The sequence below is a fragment of the Marinifilum sp. N1E240 genome (assembly GCF_009295825.1).
GTDB lineage: Bacteria > Bacteroidota > Bacteroidia > Bacteroidales > Marinifilaceae > Marinifilum_A > Marinifilum_A sediminis.
Map to the genome: position 1 here is coordinate 949652 of NZ_WHKF01000001.1, position 20582 is coordinate 970233.

Annotated in this window: 11 protein-coding genes; 4 read left to right on the plus strand and 7 right to left on the minus strand. The window is 36.9% G+C overall.

Annotated elements, in window-relative coordinates; translation table 11 throughout:
• The first annotated feature begins 75 nt into the window (after nt 1-75).
• From GCQ56_RS03990 to GCQ56_RS04000, 3 genes are all read left to right on the plus strand, one after another.
• Nucleotides 76-3351 carry a S41 family peptidase gene (locus tag GCQ56_RS03990; RefSeq protein ID WP_152733086.1) on the plus strand — a complete coding sequence of 1092 codons (3276 nt, stop codon included), beginning with the start codon at nt 76-78 and terminating at the stop codon, nt 3349-3351.
• A 178-nt stretch (nt 3352-3529) separates the two neighbouring features.
• On the plus strand, nt 3530-4117 hold the full coding sequence (locus GCQ56_RS03995) for an NfeD family protein (protein WP_152733087.1): 588 nt from the start codon (nt 3530-3532) through the stop codon (nt 4115-4117).
• Between the two features lie 13 nt (nt 4118-4130).
• On the plus strand, nt 4131-5552 hold the full coding sequence (locus tag GCQ56_RS04000) for a flotillin family protein (RefSeq protein ID WP_152733088.1): 1422 nt from the start codon (nt 4131-4133) through the stop codon (nt 5550-5552).
• A 291-nt stretch (nt 5553-5843) separates the two neighbouring features.
• Here GCQ56_RS04000 and tnpA read toward each other — a convergent pair whose 3' ends face one another.
• Nucleotides 5844-6347: an IS200/IS605 family transposase gene (tnpA, locus tag GCQ56_RS04005; RefSeq protein ID WP_227005982.1), complete on the minus strand. Its 504-nt coding sequence runs from the start codon at nt 6345-6347 to the stop codon at nt 5844-5846.
• A 72-nt stretch (nt 6348-6419) separates the two neighbouring features.
• Complete coding sequence (locus GCQ56_RS04010; RefSeq protein WP_152733089.1) at nt 6420-7124, minus strand: hypothetical protein; 705 nt, start codon at nt 7122-7124, stop codon at nt 6420-6422.
• A gap of 839 nt (nt 7125-7963) precedes the next feature.
• On the opposite strand from GCQ56_RS04010, the gene GCQ56_RS04015 reads away from it, so the two are divergent.
• On the plus strand, nt 7964-10789 hold the full coding sequence (locus GCQ56_RS04015; protein ID WP_193323706.1) for a pitrilysin family protein: 2826 nt from the start codon (nt 7964-7966) through the stop codon (nt 10787-10789).
• Between the two features lie 204 nt (nt 10790-10993).
• Here the strand turns inward: GCQ56_RS04015 and GCQ56_RS04020 are convergent, their stop codons facing one another.
• The 5 genes from GCQ56_RS04020 to GCQ56_RS04040 all read right to left on the minus strand — a co-directional run bounded on the left by GCQ56_RS04020 (nt 10994) and on the right by GCQ56_RS04040 (nt 20572).
• Nucleotides 10994-13021 (minus strand): MGH1-like glycoside hydrolase domain-containing protein, encoded by a 2028-nt coding sequence (locus GCQ56_RS04020; protein ID WP_152733091.1) that lies wholly within the window; start codon nt 13019-13021, stop codon nt 10994-10996.
• Nucleotides 13022-13239: 218 nt separating this feature from the next.
• Nucleotides 13240-16389 (minus strand): glycoside hydrolase family 2 TIM barrel-domain containing protein, encoded by a 3150-nt coding sequence (locus GCQ56_RS04025; RefSeq protein ID WP_152733092.1) that lies wholly within the window; start codon nt 16387-16389, stop codon nt 13240-13242.
• A gap of 118 nt (nt 16390-16507) precedes the next feature.
• Nucleotides 16508-18136 (minus strand): dipeptidase, encoded by a 1629-nt coding sequence (locus GCQ56_RS04030; protein WP_152733093.1) that lies wholly within the window; start codon nt 18134-18136, stop codon nt 16508-16510.
• 81 nt (nt 18137-18217) lie between these two features.
• A complete protein-coding gene (locus GCQ56_RS04035) occupies nt 18218-19516 on the minus strand; it encodes a S28 family serine protease (protein WP_152733094.1) in 1299 nt (432 codons plus the stop codon).
• Between the two features lie 15 nt (nt 19517-19531).
• Nucleotides 19532-20572, minus strand: a complete 1041-nt coding sequence (locus GCQ56_RS04040; RefSeq protein WP_152733095.1) for a proline racemase family protein — start codon at nt 20570-20572, stop codon at nt 19532-19534.
• Between the last annotated feature and the right edge of the window lie 10 nt (nt 20573-20582).

Sequence of the window (20582 nt, forward strand, 5' to 3'; positions counted from 1 at the left end):
TTTTTTTGTAGCTTCACTTCATCAATTTTGAATACATAAAAGTTGATATCCATACAAATTACAAATACTTATAACATGCTAAAATTCAGTTTAAGAATAGGTGCTTTATGTATCGTTCTTATGAGCATTTTAGGGAATGCTCAAGCGCAAAAGGATGTTCGTTTAATGCGATATCCCGATGTAAATGGAAACCTTATTGCCTTTGTTTATGCCGGAGATATCTGGTCGGTAGATGCAAATGGAGGTGATGCTACAAGATTAACTTCTCATATGGGAATGGAATTGTTCCCAAAAATCTCACCAGATGGCAAGTGGATTGCATTCTCTGGTGAATACTCAGGAAGTCGTCAGGTTTTTGTAATGCCATCAACAGGTGGTACTCCAAAGCAATTGACCTATTACAATTCAGTTGGTATGATGCCTCCAAGAGGTGGATTCGATAATGCCGTTTTGGATTGGACTCCGGATAGCAAATCAATATTGGTTCGTATGAATCGTACAGCTTTTGGAGAGAGAAACGGTACTTACTACAAAGTAAATATTGATGGAGGAATGGAACAAGCATTGCAAATTCCTGAAGGTGGATTTGGTGTGTTTTCTCCGGATGCCAAGAAAATGTGCTTTGCTCCAATTAGTCGTGAATTCCGTACTTGGAAAAGATATAAAGGTGGTAGAGCTGCTGATTTGTGGATTTACGATTTAGAGAATGATCAATCGGAAAGAATTACAAAATTTGTAGGTTCAGATCAAATACCATCATGGTATAAGAATGCCATTTATTTTGCATCTGATCGTGATTTGAAATTGAATATATACAAATACGATGTAGACAGTAAAGAAATTACTCAGGTAACCCATCACAAAACATTTGACGTAATGTGGCCATCGGGAGAGAATGGACAGTTGGTTTATGAAAATGGTGGTCAGTTATTCAAGTTAAATTTGGAAACAGGAAAAGAGGAAAGAGTTATTGTAAACATCCACTTCGATAATCCAAACATACTTCCTTATTACAAAAATGTAAAAGATTTTATAGATGGTTGGGCAGTTTCTCCATCAGGGAAACGTGCCTTATTTGATGCTCGTGGTGATATATTCTCGGTTCCGGCTAAGAATGGTCCTAGCATAAATCTTACTCAAACACAGGGTGTGAGAGAAACTTCGCCTACTTGGTCTCCAAATGGGAAGTACATTAGCTACTATTCAGATGCTTCAGGGGAGTATGAAATTTATCTGTTGGAAAACAAAAAAGGAGCAAAAGCAAAACAGGTAACTTCAGGATCTTCTGCATGGATGTACGATGCCAAATGGTCTGCAAATAGCAAATACCTATTGTTCTTCGATAGAAGTTTAAAACTGAAATATTTGAATGTTGAAAGTGGGGAAGTAAAAGTGGCAGATGTTGCTAAACGTAACGAGATCAACGATTACAATTTCTCACCAGATTCGGAATGGATTACCTATGTGAAAGATAGTAAAAACGGACAGGGAGCAATTTGGGTACATCAAATTTCTACTGGTAAAAACACTCAGCTAACCGATGATACTTTTAGTGATTCGGAGCCTGTATTTTCAACTGATGGAAACTTCCTTTTCTTTACATCGAACAGAGACTTTAACTTGAGCTTTTCAAGTTTCGAGTTCAACTATCTGTACAATAATGCAACTCGTATTTTTGCAATGGCATTAAAGGCTGATGGACCAAAATTATTTCCATTAAAGAACGATGTTGAGGAGGTAAAAGAGGAAGTGAAAGAAGTTCCTAAATCAAATAAAAAAGGAAAGAAAGAAGCCAAAGAAGAAAAGAAATTAAAAGTAGAGATTGATTTTGATGGCATTACCAATCGCATTACTGCGCTTCCATTGTCTTCTGGTAGATATGGAAATTTAAATGCAGTTGAAGGTGGTGTATTGTATACAACCAATGGTAGTCTTCATCGTTTCGACCTTAAAAAAGAAAAGGATGAGGTCATTTTGGATCGTGTTTCTTCAGTAGTTTTATCAGGAAATGGAGATAAGATCATGTACCGTGCAGGATCAACTTTTGGTATCACTGGATTATCTGCCGGACAAAAGGCAAAAGCAGGTGAGTTGTCATTGGATGGTCTTGAAATGAAGATAGATCCTAAGAAGGAATGGGAACAGATTTATACAGATGGATGGCGTATTTTTAGAGATTATTTCTACGTTGCCAACCTTCACGGAGTGGATTGGGCACAAATTAAAGCCAATTACGCTAAGCTGATGCCTTACGTCAGTCATCGAGCAGATTTGGATTACATCTTGGGCGAAATTATTTCGGAAACCAATACAGGTCATGCCTATGTGAACTATGGTGATTTTGAGAAAGTAAAAACTGTTGAAACAGGATTGCTAGGCGCAAAATTACAAGCAGACTTAAGCAACAAGAAATATATCATCTCTAAGGTTTATGGGGGAGAGAACTGGAACAGTTCACGTCGTTCTCCATTAACCGAGCAAGGTGTAAATGTGAAAGAGGGCGATTTCTTATTAAGTATTAATGGCAAAGAATTAACTACTGCGGTAAATCCATATTTGTATTTAGAGAATACCGTAGGTAAAACTGTTGAAATTACTGTGAACAGTAAACCATCTTTCGAAGGAGCAAAAACTTATACTATCAAACCAATTGCTAGTGAGTTGGAATTGTTGTACCTAAATTGGGTGAATGAACGTCGTGAAATGGTAAGCAAATTGTCTGATGGGAAGATTGGTTATATCCATGTTCCGAATACTGCATTTGAAGGAAACAGAGAATTACACAGAGGAATGTATGCTTATCACGACAAGGAAGCTTTGATTATTGATGACCGTTACAATGGTGGTGGATTTATTCCTGATCATATGGCAGATTTGTTAGATCGTGATGTTTTGTCCTACTGGCACAGAAGAGGATTAGAGCCATCTCAAACTCCTGGTGTTGCTCATGATGGACCAAAAGCCATGTTAATTAACTCTTACTCTTCATCTGGTGGAGATGCTTTCCCATACTATTTCAGAAAGAAAGGATTGGGAACATTAATCGGTACTCGTACCTGGGGCGGATTAGTTGGAATGTCCGGAAATGCAGGTTTGGTTGATGGTGGATACATTGCCGTTCCTCGATTCGGTATTTTCGATGAGAATCAGAAATGGATTATCGAAGGAATTGGTGTTTATCCTGATATCGAAGTTTACGATGAACCTCATTTGGTAGCTAAAGGAATCGATCCATCCGTAAAGAAAGCTGTTGAGATCTTACTGAAAGAACTTGAGCAGAAGAAGGCGAAAAAAGTTTCAGCACCAGCTGATCCGAATCGTTCTGAGTGGATTGAAGAAGATATCAAGTAAGAAATATTACAATAATTTGATTAAAGGAGTACCATTTGGTACTCCTTTTTTTATCGGTAAAAATTCACTTAAAAACATGTGAAATTTAGATTACAACTAAAATACAAAAATCAGTTAAGCATAATGAATGATAGGTCAATAATTATTGGTATTTTCATACAAATAAAAAACAATAATTATGATTCTATCTATTTCGAATTGGTGGAGCGATATGAGTATGGTTGAGCAGGTATTCTGGGGAATAGCCATTCTTTTTTCGTTCTTTTTTGTTATCCAAACCGTACTAACATTTTTCGGTGGAGATGTAGAAGACATGGATGTTGATGGAGATGCTGATACGGCTATTGATGGTGACGGTGGTATCGATTTTCAATTTCTTAGTCTTAAAAACCTAATAGCCTTCTTTACTATTTTTGGTTGGACGGGAATTATCTGTCTACACTCAGGATATAGTCCTGGAATCTCCGCATTAATTGCTACTGTTGCAGGATTAATAATGATGTTTATTATGGCATCAATTATGTATATGATGGGCAAATTAGTTGAAGATGGAAGCTTGAAGATAAAAAATGCTTTAGGCAAGTCTGGAAGTGTATATCTTCCTATTCCTGCTAAACGCGGAGCAATGGGAAAAGTACAAATTAAAGTTCAAGGGCTACAAACCTTAGATGCAATTACAGATCATGAAACTGAAATTCCAACAGGAGCAATTGTTGAAGTTGTAGATATTTTAAATAATCAAATTTTAGTAGTAAAACCCAATTAATTAATAAAACACTATGGGAGAATATTTAGTATTATTGATTGCCTTCGCGGTATTCATTGTTTTTGTGCTATTAGTAACTTTTTTTAGACGTTACAAAAGATGTCCATCCGATCGAATATTGGTTGTGTATGGTAAAGTTGGTAAAGGAAGTGGAACAGAATCTCGTTCGGCAAAATGTATTCATGGTGGAGCTGCGTTCATTGTTCCTGTCATTCAAGATTATGCTTTTCTGGATTTAACACCAATATCAATTGAAATTAATCTGACGAATGCCTTAAGTAAGCAGAACATTCGTGTGGATGTACCATCTCGATTTACCGTTGGTGTATCTACAGAGTCAGGTGTAATGACTAATGCTGCAGAACGTTTGTTAGGTTTATCTCAGGAAGATATCAGTAATTTAGCGAAAGATATTATTTTCGGTCAGTTGCGTTTGGTTGTTGCTACCATGGATATTGAGGAAATCAATAGCAACCGTGATAAATTTTTGGCAGCAGTATCGTCTAATGTCGAAGCTGAATTGAATAAGATTGGTTTAAAACTGATCAATGTGAACGTAACCGATATCAATGATGAATCGGGATACATTCAGGCTTTGGGTAAGGAAGCAGCTGCAAAAGCAATTAATGATGCTAAGAAAAGTGTTGCAGAGAAGAATCGTGATGGTTCTATTGGTGAGGCTAACGCACATCAGGAGCAGCGTGTACAGGTAGCCGCAGCTGATGCATCGGCAGTAGAGGGGGAAAATAAAGCTAAAGTTACCGTTGCCAATTCTGATGCGAGTAGAAGAGAGAAAGAAGCGGAAGCAGAACGTTTGGCTGTTGCAGCAGAGAAAGTAACTCAGGCGAGAGCATTAGAGGAAGCTTATGCTGCTGAGCAATTAGCTGAAAAAGCTCGTGCAACTCGTGATAAAGCATCTCAAACTGCGGATATCGTTGTACCAGCTCAAATTGATAAGGAGAAAATTGAGATTGCTGCAGAGGCGATTGCTGAGCAAACGCGTCGTCATGCAAAAGGTGAGGCAGATGCGATTTATATGAAAATGGAAGCGGAAGCGAAAGGTATCTATGAGATTTTGAGTAAGCAAGCTGAAGGTTTTGATAAGATTGTGAATGCCGCTGGTGACGATGCTAAGGATGCTGTAATGTTAATGATTGCAGATAAATTACCAGAATTGGTTTCTACTCAGGTTGAAGCTATCAAGAACATCAAGATTGATAAAGTTACTGTTTGGGAGAATGGTGGTGGCAAAGATGGTAAAACATCTACTGCTAACTTCATGCAAGGAATGATGGGATCTATTCCTCCAATGGAAGAATTGTTCAAAATGGCTGGAATGGAATTGCCAACTTACCTTGGTAAAAAGGTAGACGAAAACAATGAAACGGTTGATTTCGAAGATGTATCTGATAAGGATAAGAAAGAGGAAGAATAAACTCTTTCAGTAAATAGAATTGAATAGGAGCACCATTGGTGCTCCTTTTTTGTTATGGTTTACCCCCTGCGGGGAATGAATTTTGATTTTAAAACACCACCCATTACATGGGCGGTTACTGATAGTTCAGTCACTTCGTGACACTTTTAAGAGTTAAAGAGAGAATGTATTATATAAGTGGGTTTAGATTTGCATGCGAAGTTTATGCCCTGAAAGGGCAAAACCATGAATAACCACCCGTGTAACTGGTGGTATTAATCCATGAGTGATGATATCCCCGAAGGGGGTAAACTATTTTAAAAAATACTCTTCTAAAATTTCTATTCCCGCTTCTTCTAGTAGCCTTCTGTATTCATCAACGAACGATTCCTTCTTATGGTGTTCCTGTTGATTCTTAACGTAGTTTATAATTTGATCTTTCTCATGATGAGATTTTGTAAGAGCAGCGTATCCTGAAGCCCAGCCTTTGAAATCAGGAAAATCATGATTTTGCTTCAGCCAAATAGATGATGAAGTCTTCAACTCTCTCATAAAATCAGCTAAAGCAATGCTTGGATGGAGATCGGTGAATATATGAATATGATCTTCCATTCCATTTATTCGATACAAATGACATTTTTTATTCTTTATAATTCCGTGCATGTAGGCGAATAGATGTTGGAGCTGATCAAGAGGGAGTATTTTTTCACTGCTCTTAGTCCTAAAAATGACGTGATAGTAAATTTGTCTGTAGCTACTCATGGTTTTTTGGGTTACCCCCCTTCGGGGAATGGATTCATATTTGTACTTTCCCATCTATTTCATGAATGGTTATTCATTGTTTTGTCACTTCGCGACATGCTTTATCATCTAGATGCTTTCGATCCTCTAATCTAGTTCATCTATTTTTTCCTTCTTCCCATACCTATATTTAAACCCATAATGTCTCATCACTCTTCTTTGGTTCGAAGGAGTACTTTTTCGTAGGGCAAACCGAATTATAGTAGCAGTTTCTCTAATTAAATTGTCGGCTTCTATGCGAAAGGCACGCAGTTTCTTTTGTTGTTCATCCAATATGCGATCGGCCGGACCAACTTCATGAAATTCTTTTTCAGCATGTTCTAAGCACTCTTGCACTTCTTGTGCCGATGGGTTTTGCATTGCGGAATATCCATTTTGTACTGCATGTTTATCTCCGGTAAGGATGGTTCTTGCTGCAGCCAGTATTTCAGCTTGTTGACTTAACTTTGGAGTTCGTCCATTAAGATGTAAGCCGTACATGGTAAAAATTTCTTCCGAATGATTCTTGCGTCTGCTTCTTCGTCGGAGTACTTCGAAAAAATCACGAACAATAAAGTTTAAGTCCGAAAGTGTTTCGTTCTTTTCTCGAGTTTCCTTTAGTAGATCAACAGCTGAAGAATTGAGCCTATGGTATAATGTGTGATAAGGAGTCAAAATCAATTCAATATTATGAATGTAGTCAAGATCTAATACTTGATCATCCTCATTCAGAATTGCTTTGGCTGTTGAAATACACTTCTCTAGTAAATAGATTCTATCTTGATCGGATCGGGGATATACTATTTTAGGCATTTTTATTAATGTTTTGTCTCGAGTATGTATTTAGATTTTAGTTTCCTATCGATTTTTATTGGGCGCAATGGGTATATTATCAATACTGAGGTGATTGTGTCCGGGCGCAGCACATATAATTTAAAGATTATGCCTAGTGTGCTCGGTCACAATGTAAATAAATTTGAAATTACAGGTAATGTGCCTAGGCGCGATGCATGTAAATTAGAAAATATACAGACTGTGACTCGTTGCAATATGCACAATTTTGAATTTATACCGAGTGTGCCTTGTGACAATGTGTCTCATTTCAAAATGAAGCATTTTGTGCACATTTGAATTGAATTGTAAATTCAACTTGAATCGATTTCTCGTGCAGAAAATCTATTGTGAATTAATAAGTCTTGCAAAATATTGATTTTAGAATGACTGTTTGTTTATTTAAGCTTGATTTGAATATAACAATAATCCTTACTCAATACAAACAATTAGTAGAAATGTATTGTTAATACAAATTGATTTAATTAGAATATCGAAATGTTAACCTTGGCTAGCAAATATTCTTTTGATCTAAATGATTAAGATTAATAGTTTTTAATCTTATTTAGAATTAATTTGTTTAGTGTATTTAATTGTGTTTTGCATTTGGGTTGATTTTATTGATTATAGTTGAATCATCTGTGTTTATTGATGATTTGACTTTAATTTTTGATTTAAGAGTGAGTGATAAACATAGAGATGGCTACTTGTTAAAAAATGCAAATTGAATTGTTAAATAACTAATTCTTTCGTTAATTTACAAGACGCTTACACTTATGTTGTGTATTTTGTATAATCAAATCACTAAAAACAGATTACAAATGATTAAAAATTTTATTGGCAAAGTTAGTCTTTGTGGTACTTTGGTTTTGACAGCGGCAGGAATGCTATCCGCTCAAAGTAACATGGATGCTAAACTTCCGATGGATCCAAATGTAAGGACCGGAAAATTAGAGAATGGTTTAACGTACTATGTGCGTCATAACGAAGAACCAAAAGATCGCGCCAGCTTCTACATTGTTCAGAATGTTGGTGCTATTCTTGAGAATGACAATCAGAATGGATTGGCTCACTTTTTAGAGCATATGGCTTTTAACGGAACCGAAAATTTCCCAGGAAAAGGCGTTCTGAATTATCTGGAAAAGTATGGTGTTGCTTTCGGGCGTAACATTAATGCTTATACAAATGTAGACGAAACAGTTTACAACCTTAGTAATATTCCTACCTCAAACGAGAATCTATTGGATTCTGCTTTGTTGGTATTGCATGATTGGTCGAATTACCTAAGCCTTACAGGTGAGGAAATTGATAATGAACGTGGTGTTATTCATGAAGAGTGGAGGACTCGTAGATCAGGTGGAATGCGTGCTTATTTAGAGCAAAACAAAGTAATTTATAAAGGATCAAAGTATGCGAAGCGTGATGTTATTGGTAGCCTAGATGTAATTGACAATTTTGATCACAAAGTAATTCGTGATTTTTATCACGACTGGTATCGTACCGATCTACAGGCAATTGTTGTAGTTGGAGATGTTGATGCTGAGAAGTTTGAACAGAAGATAAAGGAAATGTTTGCTCATATTCCTGCAGTTAAGGATGCAAAGGAAAGAGTTTATTACGACGTTCCTGGAAATAAGGAGCCAATTGTTGGAATTATTACTGACCCAGAAGTTAGTAATTACAAATTTGACATCTTTTACAAGCATAAAGCGACTCCATTTCAAGAGAAAAATTTAAAATACTACCGTAATTCTATAATTGAGGATTTGTATTCAAGTATTTTGGGTGATCGCTTAAATGAATTGCTTCAGAAAGGTGACGCTCCATTTATTAATGGATGGGGAGCATACTATAACAGAGCAAGAAAAATGGATGTTTATCACAACAGTGTAACTCTAAAAGAAGGTAATTTACTTGGAGGTACTGAGACATTCTTAAATGAAATTGAAAGAGCGAACAGACACGGAGTTGTTGCTACAGAATTGGAAAGAGCAAAAACAGAAATGTTAAGTCGTATCGAAAAACAATATAAGGATCGCAACAAGCAGCATAACGACAGATTGGTACAAGGATATAAGAGACATTATCTTGTGAATGAGCCTGTACCAGGTATCGAGTTTGAGTTTGAAGCAATGAAGAAATTATTGCCAGGTATTTCTGCCGATGAGGTAAATGCATTTTCGAAAAAGTGGATGACAAAAGAAAATGTAGTTATCACGTTTACTGCTCCTGAGAAGGAAGGTATTGAATTGCCAACTGAAGCACAATTGCTTTCACTGGTTGAGAAGGTGAAAAATGCTGATTTAAAGCCTTACGTAGACAAAGTAATTACTGAGCCTTTGATTGCTGAAATGCCTAAAGCTGGTGTTGTTAAAAAAGAAGCTAAGCTTTCTGATTTTGATGCTACTGAATGGACTTTAGCTAATGGTGCAAAAGTAGTAGTTAAAAAGACTGATTTTAAAGAGAATGAAATTCGTTTGCAAGCTTTTAGTAAAGGTGGAAATTCTTTATATGGTGTTGAGGATCTTGCTTCAGCTGAAATGGCAGGTGGTTTTATTGCTAACTTTGGTTTAGGTCAGTTTGATCAAACAAGTTTACAAAAACTATTAACTGGTAAATCGGTACGTGTATCTCCATATATTGGTGAATTAACTGAAGGATTTAGCGGAAACTCTTCTGTTAAAGATTTTGAAACCTTATTGCAGTTGGTACACATGTATTTTGTTGCTCCACGTTTCGATAAGGATGCATTTACTGCATTAAAAGGTAGATATATGGCATATGTTGCCAATATGGGATCGGATGTGAATAAGGCGTTCAGAGATTCAGTTTCTGTAACTACTACTGATCACAATCCTCGTACGATCTTATTCAATACAGATATGATTGCTAGTTTAAATCTTGAGACCATGAAGCGTGTTTATCAGGAAAGATTTGTTGATGCTAGTGACTTTACTTTTGTATTTGTTGGTAATATCGATGCTGAAAAAGCGAAACCAATGATTGAAACTTATCTTGGTAGTATTAAGGATATCGATCGTGAAGAAACCTGGAAAGATACTGGTGTAGATTATCCTAAAAAAGATACTTATAACCATTTTGCAAGAGAAATGGAAACTCCAAAAACAACTATTCATATCGACTTGCACGGTGATATTAAGTACTCAAGAGAGAACAGTATCATGATGGATATTGTAGCTGAATTGTTGGATAAAAGATATACTGATGTGATTCGTGAGCAAGAAGGTGGATCGTATGGCGTTGGTGTTAGAGCTTCTGTAGATAAATTGCCTCGTGAAGAGTACAATTTAATTGTTCGTTTCGATACTGATCCAGCTAAAGCTGATAAGTTAAAAGGTATTGTTTATGAAGAAATTCAAGCTCTATTTACTAAAGGAGTTAAGGAAGATGATTTAGTTGAGGCTAAGGAAAACTTCATTAAAGAATATCAGGAAAATCTTCGTAAGAATGGATATTGGATTAATGCAATCAACCATTATTACATTTATGATGAGAGTGTACTTTCATTAGAAGATTATGAGAAGATGATCAACTCTATTACTAAAGAAAAGGTGGAGAAATTTGCTAAGAAATACTTCGCTAAAACTGGAAAAGTAGAGATTGTAATGTCTCCAAAAGAGAAATAGTATAATCCATACTAGATAATAAGTTCTAAAGGTCGCGCGAAGGTGCGACCTTTTCTTTAGGATCTAATCTAAAGAGAAAAAGGCACCTTAATCATCCATTTCGGAATCGTAAAGTGCCTTTAAAAACAAATCTAACTTAAAACGCGATATCCTAAATTTGATATCTAAGGAACTATTCTTAGTTAGCAAGAATTGCTTGTTGTATTAATCTGTTAGCAAGAGTAAATAATGCGCTGCCGACCATGAAAAGTGATTGGCATTTAAACCTTCTCCGGTAATAGGATGGTAGTTTTCACGAATAGGAGCATCTTGCAGTAAACCTTTAGCATTCTGCAATAGTTTTAGGCTCAATCTATCCGCTTCTGTATTGTATCCATAGTTTTTCAAAGCTTGTATACCAAAGTATGCCTGATCTAACCAAACCGGACCTCTCCAGTATCCTTTTAATGGATTGAATTTTTTGTGATCGGCAACCAGGGTAGGAAAGGGTACTTTTGTTGCGAATTTTGTAGGATCTGTTAGTAAGGATTTTACACCCTTTGCCTGCTCCTGATTAGCAATTTTAGTATAAAGAGGTATCCATCCTTCAGGTCCTTGCTGAACGGTTAACAATTCACCCGTTTTAACGGCTCTGTCGTAGAAGAAACCTCTGGTTTCATCGTAAAATTCTTTGGCAATTCTCTCTTTTAGCTTTTTAGCTTGAGAATCGAATTCATTTGCTTCTTCACTTTTACCTAATAGCTCAGCCAAGTCAGCTAATTGCTCTTTTTCGGCAAACAAGTAGGCATTCAAATCAACCGATTCCTGATCCATCGACCATCCGTGATCGTTGTTCTTTAACATTTTGGCATCATCGAAACGAACCGCATTGTCCATTCCACTTTCCCATTTTGCTGCTATTATTGTGCCATCAGTCGAACCATATTCGCACAATCCATTTTGGTCGTGATCGCGATACTGATACCACCATTTGTGGTATTTCACTAGCTTAGGATACATCTCACCAACGAAATCCAAATCCTGAGTTCTTTTGTAGATCTCCAACACAGCCCAGGCAGCCAATGGAGCTTTGGTATCGCGCCAATTGTTCTCCTTTGGGTCGAAATACACGCAATCGGCAACCATGCCCATATCGTCCTGATATTGGAACATAGAGTGCAGGTTACTTTTTGCCAATTCAGGATTGAATCGAACCAAGGCAACAGCCTGTTTCCAGCTATCCCACGACCAAAATCCGTAGAATCCCTGGTAAGCTGCCGAAGGAAATACTCCATCGTGTTGTAAATCTCCCGCAGGAGAACGCCAGTTGCTGGTTAATGTTTGTACACACTTCACAGCTAATCGTTTGTTTTCTTCTTTATCCAACAACGTATTTTTGCTATCCAAAGCCTTGGTAAGATATTCGTTCCAACGAGTTTTGTTATCGGCAAATACTTGTTGAGGATTTTCCAGCCATGTTTTCAGTTGGTTAGCTTCAGCCATTATTTCCTGATTATTAAAATAATGGGAGTGAAGTATGGTGATTTTACTTTGTTCACCAGCTTTTAAAGCCTGAATTTCTTTCAGATTCATTTGATAGGAAAGCTTGTCATCTGCAATTGCAAGTTCTTTTCCTTCCTGGTTTTGAATTAGGAATACTTCATCACTTTTTTCGTAATTCACCTGAATGCCATTTGTACTTGTAGCCAATTGCAGTCCTTTATCGAAAAGCTGACCTTTCCATCCAACTTGTAGGTTCAAATCTTCAGCAGAATTGTTCGTAATGGATGTTTGCAAAAGAGAAGTTCTGTTGCTGGCAAATATCAAACGAATATCGATTGTTAGATCCTTAAGTTTAAGAATTTGTTTAAGCATTCCGGGCTTATAGATCATTTCAGCCTTAGCGTCGCTCAAATCGATTATTTCATTATTACTTGCATTGGTCAATTCCAACTGACAAAGATTCTTACCCAGCCATTGTCCCCACATTTTCATGCTTAAAGGACCGGCAAATCCTCCATAATAACTTGTACTATCCTGATGAGGCAAAGCGTAACCATGCCATGCACCCATATCGGAAAAACCAAATGGTTTTAAATCGTATTGCTTTGCAGGAATGCCCTGAATATTTAGCACGTTTGTATATTTATCCTGCAAGTCTGTGGCATTATTCCCTTTCTTCTCTTCCGCTTTTTGAGCACAAGAGGAGAGAGAGAGAATTGCTGCGATTAAACTAATGTGTATGAATTTCATTGTATCATTTGTTTTCCCCCTTCGGGGATTTATTTTTATTTCGATGTTTGCCACCCATGTAATGAGTGGTTATTTAAATTTAGTCACTCCGTGACAAAATGTTTTAATTCTTTGATTGCCCTCAAAGAGCTAAATTTGAATAACCGTCCGTTACGCGGACGGTTACACTATGCTTTTTCGTATACCCCCTTCGGGGAAAACGATCTGTTACTGATAGTTTACTTTGCTCTAAGCTTACTCAACTGATTCAAATCCTTTTCACCATTAATTGGTCTAAGAATAAAACTGTAATGATAAGGTTGAGATGGAATGCAATATTCTGCATGAACAGGAGCTCCCCATGAGTTGTCACCACCGACTCCCATTTGCTTGTAATCTATCTGGAAACTGATAACATCTCCTTGTTTGATTTCATTACCATGTTTGTTAGGCTTATCTTTGCCACCGTGATACAATTGTTTGTAATCAAATCCTAAGGCAGAAGCAGAAAGTAAAGGGGCTCCAATTGCCATTAATCCTTTGCCATCATTGTTTGTCAAGGCAATCCATCGTACATCGGTTTTGTTTCCCGTTTCCTGTGGACGAACGTAAGGGTGATATTGCTCCCAAACGCTTCCTTTGTAATGATCAACAATAGCGGCAGATTTTCTATCCGACATAGTTTCCTGAGGACCTCTTCCGAACCATTCCAAGTTGGCAAATTCTTTTGGCAATTGCATTTGCATCCCCAAACGAGGAATCATTGGCAAATCATTCGATTCAGGAGTAAAAGTGTTTTCAATGGTGATATCACCATTTCCTGATATGATGTATTTGCTTGAATATTTACTTGTAACTGTTGGAAGATCCAACTTCACAAGAATCTCAATTTGCTGAGGAGTATTTTGATTAACACCAATCGAAATCATTTTGCGTTTTTCTCCTGCATCCTTCCAGACCTTGCATCTGGCAGGGGTTCCATTCCCTAAGTCATTATCGGTAACCGCCCGCCAGAAGAAGGGTTCCAAACCTTTTTCGATTAATTCTGTTCCATCAAAACTGTATGAGTTAATGCTGCCATTCATTTTAGAAATGGTCAACTTAAATTCTTTTCCCTCAATGGATATTTCTTTCTGATTTTCCTTCATTTTCAATTTAGCCAATTGATTTGCTTCGCTCGCGACTATTGGCTTGTGAATCGGCAATTGGAATTGCTCCCAAGCTATTCGGTGTCCTTTTGGAACTAAAGGTTCTTCCTGAGTACTGTGCGCCTCAAATAGAATAAAGTATTCCTTACCTGGTTTAGCTTCAATTTTAGGAAGATTGATTTCAAACTCCCTGCTATTATGTGCTGACAATTCCGAAGAGTTTACTGTGCCTTTTGCAATTTCACTAGCATCTTCTTTTAGGTTCCAGCTAATTTCAACATGATCAAGATTGATAAAATCATATCGATTGGTTAGTTTGAATCTATTCGTAGTGTGGTCAATTTTCTCAATAGCTATGGGCTGATATACTTTCTTAACTTCCCAAATGTGTGGGTGAAGTTTTCTATCGGCAGTTACCAATCCGTTGGCACAGAAATTGGAATCGTTTTTTACTTTGTAAACACCCATATCGCCCCCATAGGCAAAAATAGTATCGCCTTGTTCATTTACTTTTCTGAATGTTTGATCTACCCAATCCCAAATAAATCCACCTTGTAATTGACGATGTTTGTAGATTAAATCCCAATAATCTTTAAGGTTGCCAACACTGTTGCCCATAGCATGTGCATACTCACACTGAATTAATGGGCGCTTTTGTACGTGTTCTACATATTTTATCATTTCCCACATACGATCGTACATTGGGCAGAAAATATCAGTATTAAACTCGCGTCCCGAATCTTCAGATTGAACTGGGCGACTTTTATCTCGTTCCTTTATGTACTTGTAGGTGGCATGGAAGTTTTGTCCTCTTCCGGTTTCATTCCCCAATGACCAGATAATGATAGATGCGTGATTTTTGTCTCTTTCAACCATGGAAACCGTTCTGTCCATGAATGCCTTTTTCCAGCTTGGTTTGTTGGCTAAGGTCTTTTCTTTGTTGTAAGGTTCGCAACCATGAGCTTCAATATTCGCTTCATCAACCATATACAATCCATACTCATCGCAGAGCTCATACCATCGTTCACGGTTTGGGTAATGTGAGTTACGAACCGAATTGATATTGAATTGCTTCATCAATAGAATATCCTGAATCATGGATTCTTCAGTAATAATACGACCGTTATCCATATCGTGTTCATGACGGTTTACTCCACGAACAGTGATTGGTACACCATTGATTTGGAGTAATCCATTTTTGATTTCACTGGTACGAAAACCAATTTTTCTTCGGATTACTTCTTCTGTTTTATTTCCTGATTTTAATTCTACTTGTAAGGTATATAAGTTTGGAGTTTCGGCAGTCCACTTACGAACGTTCGGGATTTTACTTTCAAAAGTAAATAGGTTATCTCCTTGCTTCAAATTACTTTCAGAATTTAAATCGATAATAGTTTTCTTCCCATCAAATACAGTAACCTGTACTGATTTGTTGGTAGTTTTTGTAGGAATTTGATTCACTTTAACATCAAGAGAGAATGTTCCGTTGGTATAGTTTTCATCCAATCCTGCTTGCACAAAGAAATCTCTGATGTGAGTTTTAGGGCGAGCATAAAGATATACATCGCGTTCAAAACCACTCACTTTCCAGTAATCCTGATCTTCTAAATAACTACCATCGCTAAAACGATAAATCTCAACTGCCAATTGATTTTTTCCAGGCTTAACGTATTTGCTTAGATTGAATTCAGCTGGTGTTTTACTTCCTTGAGTATAACCAACTTTTTTCCCATTAACCCATACATAAGCGGCAGATCGAACACCTCCAAAATGGATGTAAATTTCTTCGCCTTTCCAACTCTTTGGAATGGTAAAAGTACGTTTGTATGATCCTACAGGATTGTAATCGTGAGGAATGTAAGGTTCGTTATTTGGAAAAGGGTAAGAAACATCTGTATAAATTGGTACGCCATATCCTTCCAGTTCCCAATGTGCAGGAACTTTTATATCGTTCCATTTGGAAACATCATAGTCGTTTTTGTAAAAATCGATTGGTCTGTCAGCAGGTTTTCTCACCCAGTTGAATTTCCACATTCCATTCAGACTAATATAATAAGGGGAATTTGCCTTATCATTTAAAATGGCTTTTTTCTCTGTTTTATAGGCAAAGAAGGAAGCTCTTGCTTTTTCCTTATTAATTCCAACTACCTGAGGATTTTCCCAGTCGTTGTTGCTTGTTTTCTCTTGGGCAATAATACCCTGGTAGAAGAGAATTAGCATGATTGTTAAAAGTGTTCTCATTATTTGCGTTATCAAGTTTGAAGTTATTTATTTTTTTTATGAGTTGAAAAAGGATTCCGGATAAAAAATGAATGCAAGCTTCTGGAAACCCCTTTTCTCTCATTAGTGTTGGAATCGGTTAAGATCCTTGTTTGTTGTTTGTGTATTTAGTAATTAATGTATTCCTGATTTGCTTGTACACGTCAACAACTTTTTGCATGTTTTCGTGGCATTTTTTGGTCAGGAATTCTTTTGCCTTTTTTGGGCTTTTATCGTAAAGTGCTTTTGCTTGCTTGTCGTTTTCTTCAATTTGCTGAAAGAAATCATTTTGAAGAGGTTCTCTCATTTTAAATAAATCTTCAATGGCATCTTGCCAACGTAAGTAGAGAAGATTATCTACAAAATCAATTGCCCAACGTGCCGATCGAGGATCATATTGATTGGGATCATAAATTTTGTAAGATTCATGTATTTCTTGTGTTCCACAGTAAATAGGAATGTATGGCGATGTGTACTGATTATCTTGAAATACCCAGTAAATTCCACCAATTGGATCAGGTAACCACGATCTCAACTGACAAATCATTCCATAATTCCCCTTGGATACATTTCTTCGATTGGTGATATCCAATAATTCTCTCATTGCCTTGGTTGGGAATGGGGTGGTCATTGGGCTTTTTACCAGCTTACCTTCTTTGTTTGGAACATACCAATCAGGATCGGATGTTTTGTCGTAAATGGTACCTTCAAAAGTTGATCGCTGGAAAGCCATAATATCCTTGACAGATATCTTTTTCTCTGGCTTTACAGAGAACGGATACATAGAAATATCTTCAACATATTGATGATAGGCATCTTGTCCTTTAAAAGGATCACTTAATTTTCTATTGGGCCATTCCTTTAGATTTGGAGCAAATTGTGAATAGAACAGCCAGAATCTGCCACTTGACCATTCGCGTAGCGTTGGACTGTATGCTTCTTGCCAAATAAAAGGTTTGCCTGATTTAGGATTGTACCAACCCTTATCAATAGCAATTTGTTGATAATTTTTTGAAGCCATGAACCATTCAGGTTGGCTCAAATCAATTTCTTTAATGATACTCCAGTTAGGAACGATAGCAATGTGATCGTCTGGGACACGTTGTGCAGCCCAAATGGCACCTGACTTACCTGAATTTGGTTCCCAATCTTTTCCAACAGCAACAATTTCCAAAACCCAAACTTCGTTAGGATCCGCAATACACAGTGCTTCTGATTCAGGCCCACAAGACGGAAGGAAGCCATATTCTTCCATTAAGGATGTAATTAGTTTAATGGCTTCGCGAGCAGTTTTGCAGCGCTGTAAGGCAAAGATTTGAGCTTGCTCCACAGTCATGATCTGTTTGCCACTCTCGCGATCAACCTGTAGTTCTTTTCGTTGGCTCAATGTACTTTCTGCGATAGCCAATTGAAACTCATTCATGTGTGAATAGGCTGAGTGGAAATAGGTAAATGTCTGCTGCACTTGTGGAATGTAGCCAAGGATTTCACCATATTCATCTAAATCTCCATTAATTTCCTGTAATCCATAATAGACAGCAGCTTTTGATCCTGCGGGAAACTTTTTACCATGAACTACTCGAATACGAGTATCATTTCCACCATATGTGTGAGAGGTTATAACTGAACCATCAACAGTTGCTTTCTTACCTGCAACAATATCAGTACAAGCATAACTTTTGGGTAAAAGCATGCAGGCAAGTACTGTAAGTATGAATAGTTTTTTCATGATTTTATATTTTTACCTTATCCTCTAACTCCTTCTCATCAAGGAGAGGGAGTTAGAGGATGAGGTCTTAATTGTTCATTATTAATTCTCGATTGGCAATTCCAACCACTCCTCCAATGTTTTGATGATCTCATTTCTCATCTCAGCAGGAAAGTGTCTAATTCTGGTGCCATGTGCTCCTTCAGGATTCACGAACTTTTTGCAATTAGTATTTTCTTTCAGGTTAACAGCAGTTGCCGACCAGGTGTCCCATTCTCCATAAATGAAAAGTATTTTTTCGGCATCAGATTGCAACCAGGTATTCACTTTTTGCATTGATTCCGGATTGAATTCTCTGATTGGATCATTTGGAAATACATGATCAAAAGTCAAATCCTTATTGTAGCTAATGTATTGCTTGAAAGGCTTAACTTCGTAGCTGTACATTCCAATTTCAGTAAGTGCCTGATGGTAGAAAGCCAAACTTGGTTTTAAACTGATTTCATCGAAGAAATCCATGCCAGAAACTCGTTTTAAGTGATTGAATAAATCTTCAGGATTCGCATTGGTAGAAGGAATATCTTTGCATTTAATGCCTCCCCATTGCCAGAATGCAAAAGAATACTCCAAAATGCTTAAATCAAGTGCTTTTTCCAATCCCATCGAGAAGGAATATCCCTTTTCTTCGGCATGAGATTTAGCTAATGGAAGAAGTTCTTTTTTATTTTTAAAGCACGCCAATTGAAATTCATAAATTTTATCTCTACACTCTTTACTACCTACCGTAGCCAAATGCTGGTGTATTCTTTTATCTTCACGAGCGAAATTAAGAGGTGCTACGTAGGGAACACTTACATCTACATCATTTGGATAAAAGTATCGATGATACATGGTAGTTTGTCCACCTTTACTAATACCGGTTGTAATCCATTTGTTTTTATAGATTTTTTTCAATGCCTGAATTACTACATGTTGATCAGCGGCAGCTTGTTTGATGTTCAAATATTGCCAATCCAAACTATCTGGCATAGAATTTTTAAAGTATCTGTGCTCAATAGTTAACTGATTTGCATTTAGAAGTTTACTTAGTTCACCTGCTTTTTCTGTCCAGATATTATATCCCTGAATTTCTACAACCATTGGTTTTTCGATGGCATAATGCCCAAGCAGAACTCTTTGTTTAAAAGTTCCAGCTTCTGGATTTTCATGATCTAAAGGTTGAGTGAAATACAATTCGTAGTATTCAGAATATGTTGTGTCTCCTGTTATTTTTTCAACACTAACATTTGGAAGCGCCCTTAAACTTTCTTCCAGATTTAATGGTTTTGTCTGAAAACAGGATGACAGACCTATGGTCAGAATAAAAAGGAGGCTGTAAAAATTGATAGTTAGTTTGTTCATAATTAGGTTTTGTTTTTATCTGAAAATAAATCCATTTTTTAATGGATCTTTTGGATCGAAATAGAATTCATTTTGTCCGGTGATTGAGGCAGTTCCACTCACTTCAGGTATGATTGCATCAATACCTTCGTAGTTGCATGTTTCAGCAACTTTTACACTCATTGTAGAACCTAAAATACTTTCAATGATTATTTTTTCATTTAACTGCAACTCACCTTTCCCAAAATGGATGGCAGCTCTTCCACTTACACCGGAACCAGTAGCAGAACGATCTACTTCACCTTCAGCAAAAATGCAGACGTTGCGTGAATGATGAGTTGAATCTTTGGCTTTGCCAATAAAGATTGTACCATAAAGGAAACTCAAATCGTCTTCAAGCGGATGTTTTATTTCAAATTGATCCATTACGGCAGACTTTATTTTTCTACCGTAGTCAATCAGTTTATTGTAATCAGTTTCGTCCAATTTTAATTCCAAATCTTCGGCTTGTACATAAGCGTAGAATGCTCCACCATATCCCAAGTCAAATTTTACTTTTCCAATTTCAGGAACATCAACAACTTGATCTTTTAAAGACATAAAAGATGGAACATTTTTAAAGGATACTTTCTCCACCTTACCATTTTTACGGAATGCCTTACAGGTAATTCTTCCTGGAGGTGCATCAATTCTGATGATTGGATTTTCTTCATCTAGAACAATCATTCCGGTATCCAGAACAAGGGTAACCAAAGCTATCATTGCATGTCCACACATGGTGCTATAGCCTTCGTTGTGAAGGAAAAAGGTGCCAAAATCACCATCTTCGGTGGTGGGTTCTGTAATAATAGCACCATACATATCGGCATGACCACGAGGTTCCCACATGGTTCCAGTTCTTATATAATCGAATTTATCTCTAAAATACTTTCTTTTTTCAAGAATGGTATTGCCTTTAATTTCAGGAAGCCCACTGGTAAAAACACGTAATGGTTCACCTCCTGTATGAAGTTCAATCGTTTTGATTTTTAACCAATCCTTTGGAGCTTGCCAGTTCCAATTATCTGTAATTTTCATAGCTAATAGA